We start from the raw sequence: 16,401 nt of genomic DNA, 5'->3' as shown, positions 1-16,401 counted from the left end.
GGGAATGCCCGGGAGCAGGCCGCAATATCTCACGCGTGATGCCTGCTCACATCCGCATGAACATCGTCCAGAATCTGCTTCAGCACATCCAGCAACTGCCCGATCTGGTCAAGCGTGGCGATGAATGGCGGCGCCAGAACCACGGAGGCGCCGAGCGGACGAATGATGAAGCCGAGATCGCGCGCCGCCTTGGCGATCCGGTCCCCGACGCGATACTCCCCCGCATAGGCGGTCTTGGTTTTCTTGTCCGCCACCATCTCCAGCGCGCCCATCAGGCCAAGGCCGCGCGCCTCGCCAACCATGGGGTGTTCGGCCAGCGTGCGCAATCCGGCCTGGAAAACCGGGCCGACCTCGCAAATATTGTCGAGAATGCCCTCCTCCGTGATGATGCGGATCGCTTCCAGCGAAATGGCGCATCCGACGGGATGGCCGCCGGTGGTATAACCATGCGGAAACTCTTCCCAGAGTTCGCAGGCGGCGGTCGCCCGCTTGTCCATGTCGGCCGACAGCATCACGGCGCCCATCGGGAAATAACCCGCCGACATGCTCTTTGATGCCACGATGATATCCGGCCGCAGGCCGACCGCCTGCGCACCCCACAGATGCCCCGTCCGGCCGAAGCCGCAGATCACCTCATCGGCGACGAGCGGGATGCCATAACGCTGCAGAACCGGCTGGATCATGCGGAAATACCCATCCGGCGGCACGATGACGCCGCCGGCTCCCATCACGGGTTCAGCGAACATGCCGGCGATGGTCTCGGGGCCTTCCGCCAAAATCTGCTGTTCGAGCCGGGCGGCAAGCCGGGCGGAATAATCCTCATCGCTTTCACCCGGCAGCGCAAAGCGCCAGCTATGCGGACAGTCAAGGGTAACGATCTCGGCATTGGGCAGACCGAAGGCCCGCACGTAATCCTTGCCCGTCAACGCCGAAGCCATGACGGTGGCGCCATGATAGGCGTTCTTGCGTGTCAGCAGCTTGCGCCGTCTGGGCTGGCCTTCTGCCGCCCACATCATCCACAGGAGTTTGATGACGGATTCATTGGCATCCGAGCCCGAGTTTGTGAAAAAGACACGGCTCATCGGCACCGGCGCCAGTTCAAGCATGCTTTCGGCCAGAGCAACGGTCGGTTTCGAGTTGCGGCCAAAGAAGGTGTGATAACCGGGAAACTGCGCATATTGCCGGGCGGCAACGTCGGCCAGGCGCGTTTCGGAAAATCCCAGCGTCATGTTCCAAAGGCCGGAGTTGCCCTCGAAATAGCGCTTGCCGGCGGTATCGAAGATATAGGCGCCATCGCCTTTCTCGACGATGGCGGGTCCATCCTCCCGCAGCGATGCCAGATCCGAGAATGTATGAAAGAAGCTACCAAGTTCCCGGCGCTCCCAAGACTGTACTGTTGCGTCCATGAATCCCTCCAGAAGTAACGATGCGTTGATCGCATCTGCGCTTCATGAGAGTTCACATATTGCATTTTGTCAATATAAAATGCTTTTTGTTATTGCGGGTATCGTCACCTCGACGAACCATATCTCACAACAGAATTTTTCAATTCGGCGTAAACGCATCCATTTATCGGCATATTCACCATGACATTTCTTGAAATAAGGATTTAGCCCGGCATCAGGCGATACCAGCGTGAAAATTCTCTATTGCACTATACTTGAGACAAATACGGAAACGACCCAAGCAGGACACCGGTATCCTGCCCGCGGATCAGCACGGTGCCGCGACCGGCAGGTGACGTATCAGTCCTGTTCCAGGGAAAGATGCAAATCCCCTGCCCGGACCCGCTCCAGATCGTCCTCGATGTACTTGAATGTCTCATCCCTGGAAATTTGCAGATGCAGCCGCATCAGGGCCGCAGCCACCTGCCTCTCGCCGCGCAGCAGGGCTGCGATGATGTTGCGGTGCTCACCGAGGGATTCCCGGATACGGTCGAGCCGGACAAACCCGATATATTCGTTGACCCGCCGGATATTGTTCTGGCGCTCGATGGCGTCAACCAGATGCGCAGACTTGGCGCCGAGCGCAATCAGCCGGTGAAATTTGGCATCCAGATCGAAAAGCCGGCGCTGATCAACCTTTCCGATATTGGCGATTGTATTGGCATGGTCGCGGTCAATCGCCTGAAAGGCCTCGACATCAACGAAGTAGGGATCGGCCAGAATGGTGGCCGGTTCAAGAATCTGGCGGAACTTGTATCCGCTCTCCAGGGCGGTGGCACTGACGTCGGCAAAAATCCATCCGTGACCGACGGAAGGCTCGACCAGCTGGTCGCGCATCAGGCGGCGCAGGGTCGACATGAGAATGCCGTGCGGGACCGCATATTTCTGCATCAGCGCCCGCTCGCTGATCACGCTGCCGAGCTGGCCGAGCGCCATGTCGCGCATCACCCTTTCATCCAGCAGCTCATTCTTCTCGGCATCCGTATCAAACACGTCGGCGCTTGCATCCGCGAGGCGAAACCCGCGGTGCTGCTCGTAGCTGACGACACCTTCATTCTGCAGCTGCCAGAGCACCTTGCGGACGGGCGTGCGCGAAATCCCCAGGGCATCGGCAATTTCCGCCTCGTTCACCCGGTCGCCGACATGCAGGTCCTCACCGAACCGTCGTTGCAATTGATCGCGAATCCGTGTCTGAAGTGGTGTGTGCTTGGTCAAGTTCCAATACCCCTTGTAATATTAATTGTACTTTTTCCCAACAAAGAACTTTTATCAATCCTTATACGGTCATTTCCAACATAAAAACGCACTTTTCTGCTTCAGATCATCAGATTTGTTCAATTGCGGACCGCAATGGGGATATCTCCAGTCTGCCGATACGGCATTCATCCGCCCAGATCATGGCATTGGCCCATGTCCATGCAGGCATGCCCTGACGGGTTGCCGCTCGAAGAATCCTGTAGCGCTTCCATGTTAGCCGGAATAGGAATTGGCAAAGGAAGGAATCAACCATGGCTCTACGCTTAATCGGATCACTCACCGCAATTGCCATGCTGGCTTTGACAGCCGGCACGGCGCCCGCCTGGAGCAGCGACAGCGTCCAGACGATTGCCTTTATCAGGCATGGTGAAAAGCCGGAAAAAGGCCTGGGCCAGCTCAATTGCCAAGGGTTGAATCGCGCCCTCGCCCTTCCGCCGGTGATTGCCAGAACACTGGGCAAGCCCGATTATATTTTCGCACCGAACCCCTCCGATCAGAAGGAAGATGGCGGCGAGAACTATGACTACATCCGCCCTCTGGCCACCATCGAGCCGACGGCCATCTCGTTCGGCCTGCCGGTCAACGCAAGCATCGGCGTGTCCGAGCGCAAGGACCTTACCAAGGCCCTGAGCAAGCAAAAATTGCGCAATGCCCGCATTCTGGTCGCCTGGGAACACAAGAAAATCGACAATATCGTCAGCGACCTTCTCGAAGCCAACAATGGCGACGCCGGAGCCGTGCCGAAATGGCAGAAAGATGATTTTGACAGCATCTATGTCGTCACGATCACCCGAAACGGCGAAACGTCAAAATCGACGTTCGAAATCAAGCATCAGGGCTTGAACGGACAGCCGCAGACCTGCCCGAACTGACGGCACAGGCGTCGAATTCACGCCATCGCATCGGCCCATCAACGGTCGTTGCAATGGGCTGCATGCCTCAGCGCAATTTCCAGTTGTTCTCCGCGCCTATTACCAATAGTTTGGTGACGGGCTGATTGGGTTGTGACGGCATGTTTTGCGTGCCGTTTCGGGGGTAAAAATGATTTTCTGCGATTCAGCGGGACCGGTCTACTCGCCGCAAGACCTGGCAATCATGCGAAAGGCTTATGCTGAAGCTTTCCGCATGCTGGATCTTGGCCCGCGCTCAAAGATCTATGCGCAGGAAATCTCCCTCATCATCCTGCAGATCTATACATCAGGTGTATCGGATGTGACGCGGCTTGCCGCGCTTTCGCTTGACCGTGCGGTCCGCAAGAATTTTGAACTGCGCCTGACGCTCGATGCGGCAAGAGCCCATCAGCAGCGCCGCGAACAGGCCGAGGCGGCGGCCCGCAAGGCTGCCCTGGTGAAGCCGGAGCCGAGCGCGCCGTACCGGCCCGGCTACACACGCGGCTGAAGCCAAAATCCGGTCGCTTGGCGTGCCTCTTGTTTTGACGTGGCAGCGCCTTGGGTATAAACCTGCACGGGCAACTTTCCTCGTCCCTGCAGTCTAAAATGCTCCGAAAATTCAACATTCGCCGCCTCGGTGTCCTTTCCATTCTTCTGGCACCCAGCCGGCTCCGGGCCTTTGCGCGCGGCAGCGAGCTCGGGCTTGTTCTGGCCGCTGCGCTGATCGGTCTGGTTGCGGGTGTCGTGGTCACTGGCATGAGCCTGATCACCCAGGAAATGCATCAGCTCATTTTCAAGATCGAAGAAGGCGAGCGCCTGAGTTCCATGAGCGCGCTGGATCAGATGATCGTTTTTTCCGCTCCACTCGCCGGTGGCATTCTGCTCGGAATTCTGGTGCTGATCCTGGCCCGCTGGCGCAAGCGTCCCATGGTCGATCCCATCGAAGCCAACGCGTTGCATGGCGGCCGCCTTTCCCTCAACGACAGCATCATTGTCGCGGTGCAGAATGTCATTTCCAATGGTTTCGGCGCATCCGTGGGATTGGAGGCCGGCTATACCCAGCTGGCATCGGGCCTGGCCTCGAAACTTGGCCTGTCGCTGCAGTTGCGCCGGGCTGAACTGCGCATTCTCGTTGGATGCGGCGCAGCGGGCGCCATTTCAGCGGCTTTCAACGCACCGCTGACCGGATCGTTCTACGCCTTCGAGCTGATCATCGGTTCCTACACCATCACCAGCCTTGCGCCGGTTGTCGTGTCCGCCCTTGTCTCCACCATTGTCGCGCGCGCCCTTGTCGGCAGCGATTTCATGATTGACGTCGGCAGTTTCGGCACTGTCGTCACCGCCGATTATGTGCCGGCCCTGCTGCTCGGCATCCTCTGTGCCGGTGCAGGCATCCTGCTGATGAAGGGCGTCTCCTTTGTCGAGGAACTCGCCCGCAAAAGCTCGGTTCCATCATCGATCCGTCCGGCGATCGGCGGAGCTGTCGTGGGTGCGCTCGCACTGGTTTCGCCGCAGGTGCTGTCCGGCGGCCATGGCGCCCTGCACCTCAATCTCGATCATACCGCAACCATTGCCTCGCTGCTTGGCATCCTCCTGCTCAAATCGACGGCCTCGGCAGTGTCCATCGGCTCTGGCTTTCGCGGCGGTCTGTTTTTCGCATCGCTGTTCATGGGGGCATTGCTCGGCAAGATATTCGCCTATTCCGCTCCCTTCATTTTCGCCCATGCCACGCTGACACCGGTGATCTACGCCGTGGTCGGCATGAGTTCCCTTGCTGTCGCCGTCATTGGCGGACCGCTGACCATGACCTTCCTGGCTCTGGAAATCACCGGGGATTTTCCGATCACCGCGCTGGTTCTGGCCGCCGTCATCACCGCATCGCTGACCGTGCGCAACACCTTTGGCTATTCCTTCGCCACGTGGCGCTTTCATCTGCGCGGGGAAAGCATCCGCAGCGCACACGATGTCGGCTGGATCCGCAATCTCACCGTCGACCGTCTGATGCGCCGGGATGTGCGCACCGCATCGACGCATATGACCATCGCCGATTTCCGCCACGATTTCCCCCTCGGCTCCACCCAGCGCGTCGTGGTTCTCGACGATGCGGGCAAATATGCCGGTATTGTTCTCGTACCCGAAGCCCATTCGGAAATCGTCGATGAATCGGCCCGTACCCAGGAAATCGGCAGCCTGATGAAATACCAGAGCGATTATCTGCACCCGCAGATGAATGCCAAGCAGGCGGTCGGCATCTTCGACAAGACGGAAAGCGAAGCGCTGGCCGTCATCGACAATCTCATCGAGCGCAACGTGGTCGGGCTTCTTACGGAAAGCCATACGCTGCGCCGCTACAGCGAAGAACTCGACCAGCGGCGGCGCGAGATTTCGGGTGAACTGTGAGGCCGGAAACGCGCTGAAACCACCACCGGCACGCCCCGGCCCGATACCTGTAGCAAACTTCATAAAACTGTCATCTGGCAGAAACGGAATATTCAAGGATAAGCGGAAATTATCCGGCGGCAATTTGCATCCATGCCGGAGTAGCTCATGTCCTTCCAACCTGCCGAAATGCTGGTCCTGCGCCGTTTTGGTGACGATCAGCTCGTGACCCTCGCCAAGCTGGCCATAGAAACCGCTTTCCAGCCCATCGTCGAGGCGGCAACGGGAGCGACCTTCGGCTATGAATCGCTTATGCGCGGGTTTGACCGGCTGGGTTTCGGTTCGCCGCCCGAACTGCTCGACAAGGCGCATGATGTCGGCCAGCTGGCCGAGCTGGAACAGATGATCAATGGCCGGGCCTTTGCCGGGTTTTCCGGCCTGCCCGGTTTCACCCACCGCATGCTGTTCATCAATATCGATGCACGCCTGATCAGCCTGGGCACCAATTTCATCGAGCGCCTTGCCCAGCAGCTGATCAAGGCCGGCATTCGTCCCTCCTCCATCTGTTTCGAACTGTCCGAGCGCTTCGACAACACCAAGGATGCGGCGTTCACCGCGCTGATCAACAAGCTGCGCCATGGCGGCTTCAAGCTTGCCATCGATGATTTCGGCGTTGGGTTCAACGGGCTGAAACTGCTTTGCGACTATCCGACCGACTATGTGAAGATCGACCGCCACTTCATCTCGGGCCTCGATGCCAGCCCGCGCAAACGCCACATCGTCAAGCAGATTGTGCAGATGGGGCATATGCTGGGCGCCCGGGTGATTGCCGAAGGCGTCGAGACCGAAGCGGAATACATTGTCTGCCGCGAACTCGGCTGCGATCTCGTCCAGGGATATTACATCGCGCGCCCCACCACCAATGTCGGCGAGCTGCAGGATATCTATCCCCACCTGGAACAGGCAGGTAGCGGGCGCCGCCAAACCACGACGCTCGACAGCATTCTCATCCGGGCGCAGGTGCAGCGCCTTCCCGCCGTGCGCGAGAACGACGATCTCGACAATGTCTTCGAGCTTTTCCGCAAAAACCCCCAGCAGAGCTTTTTTCCGGTGCTCAGCGCCAATGACGAGCCGCGCGGTGTTTTGCACGAATACCACGTCAAGGCGATGATCTAGCATCCCTTCGGCCGCGATCTCCTGAAGAACCGCATTTATCAGCGCGGCATCTCGCACTTCGTGACGGGCACCCCGATCGCTGATCTCGATACGCCCGCCGAGCAGATGCTCAAGATTTTCGCCGGGATCGACGGCAGCGACTGCGTGATCCTTACCGAGAACCTGCGCTATGCCGGTGTCCTCTCCGCCTCGTCCCTGCTGAAAATCATCAACGAGAAACAGCTCAAAACGGCACAGGACCAGAACCCGCTGACCGGCCTGCCGGGCAACCGGTCCATCCGCGACTACGTGCAGGATATCATGCGGGACAGTTCGGTGACCCGCTTCTTCTGCTATTGCGACTTCGACAATTTCAAGCCGTTCAACGACCATTACGGCTTCCAGAAGGGCGATCTGGCCATTGGCCTGTTTGCCTCACTGCTCCGCCATCATTTTGTCGGGGAAGACAAGTTCCTCGGCCATGTCGGCGGCGACGACTTCTTCATCGGCATGAGCGGCGGCAGCCGGGCGGAAATCGAGGAACGGTTGACCGCGCTCTTGGGCGATTTCCAGACCAATGTGCTTGATCTCTATACGCCGGAAGACCGCGCCGCCGGTGCGATCCGCGCCCACGACCGATCCGGCGGCGAGCGCCACTTCCCGCTCATGCGCTGCAGCATTGCCGTGCTGGAGATCGCCGAAGGCCTCATGCATGCGGATGTCAATCGGGTCAGCGCATCCATCGCGGCGATCAAGGCTTCAGCCAAGGCCAATCCGTCGGGACTGGTGTTCAGCAATCTGACGGAAGTTTAACTGGCATTCTGGAAATTGCGGACATTCGACAGGATTTCCTTCGACAGCGCCGCGATCAGTTCACCGTCGGCGCCCTTGCGCGGAACCAGCACGAATTCCACGTCCTCGAGTGTGGGCAGCCGGCCCGCGGGAAGCTCCTGCAAGCCTGCCGGAACCATGCTGCGCGGTTGCACCAGAACGCCCATGCCGGCTCTCGCTGCCGCAATCAGCCCGCTGAGGCTGCCGCAGGTGCAGACGATGCGCCAGGGAATCTGGTGCTTTTCCAGGGTTTCCAGCGCAACGCGGCGGGTGATGCTCGGCGGCGGAAAGGCGATCAGCGGCAGCGCCTTCTGCTTTCCGCCAAGACGCGCCGGATCGCGCGCCAGCCAGACCAGCGGCTCGCGATAGACCAGCTCGCCACGCGGATCGCCAAGGCGGCGCTTGGCCAGGACCAGGTCGATCTCGCCCCGGTCCAGCATTTCATAGAGGACACCGCTCAAGGATACCGTGAGTTCCAGGTCGACGGACGGGTGCGCCCGGCCGAAATCCTCCAGCACGTCAGGCAGACGGCTGGTGACGAAATCCTCGGAGACGCCAAGGCGCAGATGGCCGCGCAAGCTGTTTTCGGCGAAAAGCGCCTGCACTTCGCCATTGATCGTCAGCATGGTCCGCGCATGGGCAAGCAGCGCCTCGCCATCCGGCGTCAGGGCAAGACGATGCGTATCGCGCTGCACCAGACTACGGCCAAGCTGCGTCTCCAACCTTTGGATGTGCTGGCTGACCGTGGACTGCCCCAGCCCCAGCTTTTTCGCCGCCATGGAAAAGCTGCCCATCTGCTCCAGGGCGACGAAACTGCGCAATTGCATGAGATCAAGCATTTGAAATCCTGAATCATGATAAGTGTTATTCCTTGCATCCTATATCATGATAGTGGATGCTGCCGCAAATCTATCGTACCGGAATAACAGCCATGTCCCGTTTCCTGCCTGACAATTTCACCCTGATGCTTGTTGCGACCGTCGTGCTGGCATCGTTTTTCCCTGTCAGCGGCGTCGCCGCCGGTTATTTCGGTCTGGCGACAAAAGTGGCCATCGGGCTTCTGTTCTTCCTGCATGGCGCGCGCCTGTCGCGGGATGTGGTCATTGCCGGGTTTCTGCACTGGAAGCTGCATCTGACGATTCTCGCGGCCACCTTCGTGCTGTTCCCGATTTTCGGCCTGGCTGCCGGTGTGCTTGTGCCGACAATCCTGCCGCCTGCCTTCTACACGGGCATCCTGTTTCTGTGCGTGCTGCCTTCGACGGTGCAGTCGTCCATCGCCTTTACATCAATTGCCGGCGGCAATGTACCGGCCGCCATCTGCTCGGCATCCGCCTCGAATATTTTCGGCATGTTCCTGACGCCGCTTCTGGCCGGCGTGCTGTTTTCCGCGAGCGGTCACGCCGGGTTCTCGCTGGATGCGCTGCAATCCATTCTGCTGCAATTGCTGGCGCCCTTCATCCTCGGACAGGTGCTGCAGCCATGGATCGGCGATTTCATCCGCAGCAAGAAGAAAATCCTGATGCCGGTGGATCGCGGCTCCATTCTGATGGTGGTCTATCTCGCCTTCAGCGAGTCGGTGAATGAAGGCCTGTGGAAGACCATGTCGCTGCGCGATCTCGGCGTGGTCATTGCCGTCAACATCGTGCTTCTGGCACTTGTGCTGCTCACGACCATGTATGGCAGCCGCTGGCTGGGTTTCTCCAAGGAGGACGAGATCGCCATCACCTTCTGCGGTTCGAAGAAAAGCCTTGCCAGCGGCGTGCCCATCGCCACGGTGATCTTCGCCGGACAGAACATCGGCAGCATCGTGCTGCCGCTGATGCTCTTTCACCAGATCCAGCTGATGGCCTGTGCCGTCATTGCCCAGCGCTATGCGGATGCCCGCAAGAAGCAGGCATCCGAGGCATTGGTCCAATCCGCCAGGGATAAAAAGGCTGCAACCAGCGCTGCCGGTTAGGCAGCGCGGGTTTCCAGGCTCTGATCGGCAAACACCTGACCGAGCCAGATACCGCGGAGCGTGCGCGCGCTGACCACGAGCCAGACCATGGCAAGGGTGATCACCAGTACTTCCGCAAACAGGCCAATGCTGGCAACCGGGAAAATATGGCTCAGGCGCAGGGTCGCCACGGCATAGACACCGAGCGGGAATGTGTAGCCCCACCAGCCCATGTTGAACGGAATGCCGTCATGGAAATACCGGATGGTGATCATCGCGGCCATGGCCAGCCACCACAGGCCGTAGCCCCAGAGGATCACGCCGGCAAGCAGGCTCGCGCCGGAGACAGCGGTGGCGACAGCGCCCAATCCATGGGCGGTGAGGATGTCGGGTGCATTGGCGCTGAGCACGAACATGCCGAGCGCGCCGGTCCCGATCGGTCCGAGAGCAAGCCAGCTCGATGCGGCCATGTTCGGCGCCGGCAGCTTGTGCAGCGCCATGCGCAGGAACAGCACAACGAGAATGCACATCGCCAGCGGCACGGACAGGGCCCAGAGCACATAGCTGGCAAGAAGGACGGAGAGCTGCGTTGAGGCATCGGCAATATGCGGCAGGAGCAAGCCGCCACTGACCGCCGCAACTTCGCAGGCAACCACCGGCAGAAGCCAGACGGATGTCATCTGCTCCATCGCGTGGGATTGCCGGGTGAACATCATGAACGGTATGGCAAGACCGATTCCGACGGAAAGGACCACGTCAAGCCACCAGAGCGCATAGGCGATGGCAACGGCACTTTCACCCAGCCGGGCAATACCGAAGACCAGGAAACCGTTGACGATGGTCGCAAGCCCCATGGGAATGCAGCCGAAGAACATCGACATGACGGGATGATCGAACACCCGCTTCGCCTCTTGGCGATAGCGGAGCCAACGCGTGACATAGGCCAGGCTGCAGGCGGCGAAGAGCAGCATATTGCCCAGCCACAGCGCTTCCCCCAGGGCGAACACCGCAGCTTGGCCGGGGAATTGCCCCAAGGCAATGGAAAGAATGCCCGTCCCCATCGTCGTTGCAAACCAGTTGGGCGTGAACTGACGGACAATACCCAGTCTTTTGGGCGCAATCGAACGGGGAACGGAGCGTGTTGAGGTGTCAAGCGTGGTCATGATGAATCTCTGCGTCATTGGCAGAACATCCTTAGCAAGCGCCAACTCATCAATTCCAACGCATTAAACTTGTCAAACCAATCGACTAAATCGAATGATTGCCTATACCCGCGCTTCCGCAAGGGAAACAAAGGCATCCGCCGCCTTGCTGCGATAGCGCTCGCGGTGATGCAGGAGATAGAACGGCCGCGGCATGGTCGGATAGACAACTTCCCGCAACAGTCTGGCGCGAAGCTTGGATGAGGCAACACTGCGCGATATCAGCGTCGCTCCCACGCCGGCCTCGACAGCTCCGATCACCGCCTCGTTGCCCGGCAGCACCATGGCGATATCAAGCATGGTCACGTCCATGTTCACTGCGCCAAGCAACTGTTCAAAAGCCGAGCGGGTGCCGGAGCCCTTTTCGCGCAGCACCCACGCGACATCGCGGAAATCCCTCGCGTCGACAGTGCGGTGCGCGGCCCAGGGCTGACCGGCAGCAACCACGATCACCATGTCATCCGTCGCCACGACCCTGGTCGACAGCAGCGCATGCTCGACCTTGCCTTCCACCAGCCCCAGTTCCGCCTCGCCCGCTTCCACAGCCGCCGCAACCTGCCGGGTGTTGCCGATGCGGATATCGAGCGTAATGCCGGGATAAAGTTTCCTGTAGGCGGCCAGCATGTCCGGCAGCCAATAGCCGGCAATCGTCTGACTTGCCATGATCGAGAGCTCACCGTGCATCAGACCGGCCAGATCGGTCAATGCGGTTTCGGCGGCCTTGGCCCGCGCGACCACGGCGACAGCTTCCTTCAGAAACACACGCCCGGTCTGGTTGAGAACGATGGAACGTCCGATCCGGTCGAACAGGGTGACGCCATGTCTGGTCTCAAGCGCGGTGATGGCTGCACTCACCGCCGACTGCGTCATGTTGAGAGCCGCCGCCGCATGGGTGATATGCTCGCGCTCGGCAACCGCGATGAAGATGCGCAACTGGTCCAGCGTCATAAACAGTCTCTCAGCAAGGATTCGGCAACAGCTTTGCCAGATTACACATATTGCCAAGCCGCGCGGGGCCTAAATTTCCGCGCGGCAGACAGAACAAAGGGGCCGCACACCGTGCAGCCCCTGTTTCGTCCAGCCCGGCCCGCCTATTACTGCGCCGCAGGCTGTGCCTGCACGCGGGACGCAATGGCTTCCATCAGCTTGGCAGCCAGGGTGTCATATTTTTCATCGTAATGATGATCGCCCTGCAGCTGTATCTTTTGCACCGTGCTGAGCGACGGGTCGTTGCAGGCGGTGTCGTCCTCCTGCGTGCCATAGACGCACAGCACCTTTGCCGGCGGCAGTTTGGCAACGGCGGGTGCCACCTCGTTGTCGCCGCCAAGACCGAGCCACGCGCCGACCGAAACCTGGAACGGCGTGGTTTCCTCCGTGCCGATCAGACCGACCATGGCGATGCGCTGCTGCAGGTGCTCGGGAATGAAGGGCCAGGCGAAGGGTACGGTGTTGGCCCCGAAGGAATAGCCGAGAAGGACCACGGGCAGCTTGCCTGTCGGATCGGCCTTCTTGATGATGCGGCCGATATCCTTGGCGATGTCTTCCGGCTTGCGCACCGACCAGTAGTAGCGCAGGGAATCGACGCCGACGACGTGGACACCCTCCTTGGCGATGATATCGCCGACGGATTTGTCGATATCACGCCAGCCGCCATCGCCCGAGAAGAACACGGCCAGATATTTCGCCGGGCCGTTGCTGCTCGGAATATCGACGATCGGCAAGGTATCGGCCGAGGCATCTTCCTTGGCAATTTCCACCGCCGCATCGGCCGCCATCTGCATGCGCTCAGGCTTGCCTGCGGCCAGCTTCTCCTGCGCCTTGAAATAGCCGGGGGTCGGCGGGCCGGACGGTGCCGGATCGGCCTTTTCCCGCACGATGACCGCCGGATTGGGCAGGTCGGCATCATAGGAATAGCTGTAGCCCTGTCCGGCCACGGGCTCGAAATCCGCACCTTCACAGGATGGCAGCTTGGTGTTGAGCGCAACGGTCGGGTCGAGCGCGACAGCCCCCGCAAGGGTTGCTGCCGGTGAATTGGCGACCGACGCGTAGGACATCACGCCGCCTTCACCAATGCCGATCATCACAGGATGCATATAGGTATCAAGAGAAATCATGCGCTGAGCTTCCTTCGCAAGGCCCTCAAGATCGGAGACGAAATAGGTGCATTCGCCCGTATCCTGATTGAGTTGCTGACGCCATCTTTCCAGATCGACCATCAGGACGAGGAAACCGCGATCAAGCAGCAGCTTGGACAGCGCCTCGTCATCGGCACGGATACCGCCGGTCTGCGACACGAGGATGGCAATACCGGTTGGTTTCATGCTCGGCTGCAGCAGCGGGACTTCGCTGAGGCGTTCGGACGTGACCAGAATGCGTCCGGATGTCCAGAAAGCAAGCCTTGGCACATAGCGATAGGTGACGGAAAGAATGATGCTGATGATCACAAGCGCAGCAACAAGATACAGATAAGGCCTGCGTAGAAATTTCATCGTTTAAAGACCTCGAAGGGGCTGCCGCTCACCAAATTTGTTGCATCGATCAGGGAACGTGGTGTGGCAAGGCCTGGGGGGCAAATCAGATAATAGGGTGTCCATTTCGGACCGAACTTATCCTTGAACGCGCGCAATCCGTCAAATCGATAAAATTCAGCACCGCGCCGGTAGATGAACGAACCGATGCGGTTCCAGCGGGACGCAAGATGGCTGTCGGAAAGGCCGGACAAGGGAGCCGCACCAAGATTGAACCACTCATAGCCCTCTGCCTTCGCCGCCATCAGCAGATTGGCAAACAGGCCATCCATGATGACGCTCGACGCATCGGGCCGGTGCCGCATCAGGTCAACAGCAATTTCCTTCTGCCCCGCGCCGCGCCAGACATTGGCAAAGGCGACGATCGCGCCGTCCTTGCGCAGGACCGCAATGTCGAAATGCGAGAGATACGCCACTTCGAACGAGCCGAGCGAGAAACGCTTTTCGGAACCTGATTTCATTTCCAGCCAGGCATCGGACACCTCGCGCAATTCGTCCATGACCGCCGGCGTCTGCTCCTTGGGCAGGATTTCAAAGGAAATGCCTTCCTTTTCCAGCCGTCTCGCCGCATAGCGCAGCGGCTGGCGTTTTGAACCCTCCAGCGAAAAATCGCGCAGTTCGACGCGCGCAACTTCGCCCAGCTTGAGCGCCGTCAGGCCCATGTCGAGGAACAATGGCAGGCGTTCCGGTCCAACGCCATAGAAGACGGTACGGGCGCCGGTGCGGTCCGCCATGTCGCGAAATGCCCAGGCAAGCCCCCCGACGACCCCGTCATCCCCGCCAACCGGTTCGCCCATCGATACCAGGCTGCCACCGGAGCGGGCGAACATCACGAAGCCACGCCCCTTGCCATCCATCAAAAACCGTTTGTCGCCCAGAAGTGCCAGCGCATCGGAGGCGCGCGGTGACTGCGCCACCAGATCGGGCACCTCTTCCGGAATGGGTTGCGCACGCAATTTACCGCGCCCGACGCCATTGATCACGGTGTTGATGGTGATCGCCGCCAGCAGGGTCAGCAGCAGCACGCTGCCGCGCAGGAAGCGGGATGCCTGCGCATCCCAGGCAAATTCCCACCAGAGCTGGTTGGCATATTCCACATGGCGATAGGCGAAGAAGCCGAGCCATAGCACCGCGAATGCCGTCGTGCCGATACTGGCGAGCCAGCCCCAGGTCAGCTTGAAGCTTTCCCCCATCGGCTTGCGGTAAAAGGAATCGCCGAACAGCAGGAGGACGCCTGCCATCAGGGTCAGGGCCAGTGCTTCTTCCCAATCGAGCCCCTTTGCCAGGGAGAAGACCGCTCCAAGGCTGAAGAGAACAACGGCCATCACCCAGGCGCGCCAGAGCCGCCGCGCCAGTCCCCGCGCCACGATGAGCAGCGCCAGACCGACGAAGCTCGCACCGAGATGCGACATTTCCAGGAACGGCATCGGCACGAAATCGGACAGGACCTCCAGGCGGCGGGTGAAGTCCGGCGTGACCGAGGAAATCAGAAGGACAATACCGCCGAGAAAGGCGATACCGGCGGAAAGCGGCGGTATCAGCGTTTCGAACACCCGCACGGCCAGCATGGTCGGCCCGGCAATAAGGTGACGGCGGCGCAGTATTTCCGAGATGACGAAGCCGATGATGGCGACAAGGAACGGAATGAGGGTATAGATCGCCCGGTACGCCAGCAACGCAGCAATGGCGTCGGGATTTGTGCCAATCCCCAGACCGGCAATCATCGTGGCTTCAAACGCGCCGATACCGCCCGGCGCATGGCTGATGATGCCGAGGGCCACGGCCACCACATAGATCAGCGCAAAGGCGGCGATACTGGGCACGGCCCCGTGGGGCATCAGGACATAGAGGGTTGCTGCCGCTGCGGCCACGTCGATCAATCCCGCAATGATCTGCAGCATGGCGCCCTGCGACGATGGCAGGCGCACGGAAACACGGCCGATACGCAGCGTGCGCTCCCGGCGTGACAGCCAGTAGAGCAGTACCGCCACCGCGAGAAGAACGGACGCACCAATCACCTGGTCGAGTACCGGACCGAACGACACAATCCAGGGAATGCGCGTGGGATCGATCACCAGCGCAACGGCAATCATGATGGTGAAGGCAAACCAGATCGCCAGCCATGACGTGCCGATGATCCGGCCGATATCGGCCACGTTGATGCCTTCGGCGGCATAGACCCGGTAACGCAGCGCGCCGCCGGTCAGCAGCGAGAATCCGAGCGCGTTGGAAATGGCATATCCGGCGCCGCCGGCCATGGCGGAGATATAATAGGGCACACGCTTGGGCGCGATGGTTTCCACCGCCACCACGTCATAGAGCGCGACCGCGGCAAAACTGACAAAGGTAAAGAACAGCGCCAGCAGCAATGTGCTGTTCGGTATCGCATGGATCGAATGCTTGACGGCCTTGAACGAAATCTCGCTCGACAAATGCGTCAGGACCAGCAGGCTGAGGACAGCCACGCCGACGCCGAAGAAGGCGAACATCGCCGATTTCGTCCGTTTTCCCCACGGCAATTTGAGCTGCGAGCGCGCGTTAATTCTCTGCAGCGCTTTCTCGTTGCTATGAACCGGAGACGTGGCGGGGTCAGAAATCAATGCGTCGTCTTTCCAAGAGCGCCAAAATCCCCATGACTTTGGCCAGGCGTGATAAGCTATGTAATAATGGCGGCAGTATGCCACAACAGGAACGCTCGATTTTGGCCGGGCCAAAATCGAGTGCACTATTGTGTGCTAGTTATTGCATTCTGATGAATTGCGCTACTGGGAGTCGGAT

At 59.8% G+C, this 16,401-nt stretch carries 11 protein-coding genes and 1 pseudogene; 5 read left to right on the top strand and 7 right to left on the bottom strand.

The genetic code is table 11. The features are described from left to right. Positions 1 to 29: 29 nt before the first annotated feature. Together J1W56_RS09325 and J1W56_RS09320 are read right to left on the bottom strand one after the other, a co-directional pair. Positions 30 to 1,406: an aminotransferase gene (locus tag J1W56_RS09325; protein ID WP_223613004.1), complete on the bottom strand. Its 1,377-nt coding sequence runs from the start codon at positions 1,404 to 1,406 to the stop codon at positions 30 to 32. 339 nt (positions 1,407 to 1,745) lie between these two features. Next, positions 1,746 to 2,660: a GntR family transcriptional regulator gene (locus J1W56_RS09320; RefSeq protein WP_223613003.1), complete on the bottom strand. Its 915-nt coding sequence runs from the start codon at positions 2,658 to 2,660 to the stop codon at positions 1,746 to 1,748. A gap of 293 nt (positions 2,661 to 2,953) precedes the next feature. Here J1W56_RS09320 and J1W56_RS09315 point away from each other — a divergent pair, with 293 nt between their 5' ends. The 4 genes and pseudogenes from J1W56_RS09315 (at position 2,954) to J1W56_RS09300 (ending at position 7,939) form a co-directional block, all read left to right on the top strand. Next, entirely contained in the window at positions 2,954 to 3,574 is a 621-nt protein-coding gene (locus J1W56_RS09315; RefSeq protein ID WP_223613002.1) for a hypothetical protein, read from the top strand. Between the two features lie 223 nt (positions 3,575 to 3,797). Continuing rightward, positions 3,798 to 4,100, top strand: coding sequence for a hypothetical protein (locus tag J1W56_RS09310; protein ID WP_223613001.1), 303 nt, complete (start codon positions 3,798 to 3,800; stop codon positions 4,098 to 4,100). A gap of 98 nt (positions 4,101 to 4,198) precedes the next feature. Continuing rightward, positions 4,199 to 5,992, top strand: coding sequence for a chloride channel protein (locus J1W56_RS09305; protein ID WP_223613000.1), 1,794 nt, complete (start codon positions 4,199 to 4,201; stop codon positions 5,990 to 5,992). Positions 5,993 to 6,139: 147 nt separating this feature from the next. Next, positions 6,140 to 7,939 (top strand): annotated as a pseudogene (locus J1W56_RS09300) (GGDEF domain-containing protein). Here J1W56_RS09300 and J1W56_RS09295 read toward each other — a convergent pair. Beyond that, positions 7,936 to 8,796 carry a LysR family transcriptional regulator gene (locus J1W56_RS09295; protein ID WP_223612999.1) on the bottom strand — a complete coding sequence of 287 codons (861 nt, stop codon included), beginning with the start codon at positions 8,794 to 8,796 and terminating at the stop codon, positions 7,936 to 7,938. The pseudogene J1W56_RS09300 and the gene J1W56_RS09295 sit on opposite strands and share 4 nt — an antisense overlap. A 92-nt stretch (positions 8,797 to 8,888) precedes the next feature. On the opposite strand from J1W56_RS09295, the gene J1W56_RS09290 reads away from it, so the two are divergent. Beyond that, entirely contained in the window at positions 8,889 to 9,914 is a 1,026-nt protein-coding gene (locus tag J1W56_RS09290; RefSeq protein ID WP_223612998.1) for a bile acid:sodium symporter family protein, read from the top strand. Here J1W56_RS09290 and J1W56_RS09285 read toward each other — a convergent pair. From J1W56_RS09285 to mprF, 4 genes are all read right to left on the bottom strand, one after another. Next, positions 9,911 to 11,074 carry a TDT family transporter gene (locus J1W56_RS09285; RefSeq protein WP_223612997.1) on the bottom strand — a complete coding sequence of 388 codons (1,164 nt, stop codon included), beginning with the start codon at positions 11,072 to 11,074 and terminating at the stop codon, positions 9,911 to 9,913. The two genes, J1W56_RS09290 and J1W56_RS09285, sit on opposite strands and share 4 nt — an antisense overlap. Positions 11,075 to 11,158: 84 nt before the next feature. Beyond that, on the bottom strand, positions 11,159 to 12,043 hold the full coding sequence (locus J1W56_RS09280; protein WP_223612996.1) for a LysR family transcriptional regulator: 885 nt from the start codon (positions 12,041 to 12,043) through the stop codon (positions 11,159 to 11,161). Positions 12,044 to 12,189: 146 nt separating this feature from the next. Next, positions 12,190 to 13,584: a virulence factor family protein gene (locus tag J1W56_RS09275; protein WP_223612995.1), complete on the bottom strand. Its 1,395-nt coding sequence runs from the start codon at positions 13,582 to 13,584 to the stop codon at positions 12,190 to 12,192. Then, positions 13,581 to 16,112, bottom strand: coding sequence for a bifunctional lysylphosphatidylglycerol flippase/synthetase MprF (gene mprF / locus J1W56_RS09270; protein WP_223612994.1), 2,532 nt, complete (start codon positions 16,110 to 16,112; stop codon positions 13,581 to 13,583). Before mprF ends, J1W56_RS09275 begins: the two co-directional genes overlap by 4 nt. Positions 16,113 to 16,401: the final 289 nt, after the last annotated feature.

The sequence above is a fragment of the Phyllobacterium calauticae genome (genome assembly GCF_019991125.1).
In the GTDB taxonomy this organism is placed as follows: Bacteria; Pseudomonadota; Alphaproteobacteria; order Rhizobiales; family Rhizobiaceae; genus Phyllobacterium; species Phyllobacterium calauticae.
This window is presented reverse-complemented; position numbering and strand designations above follow the sequence as displayed.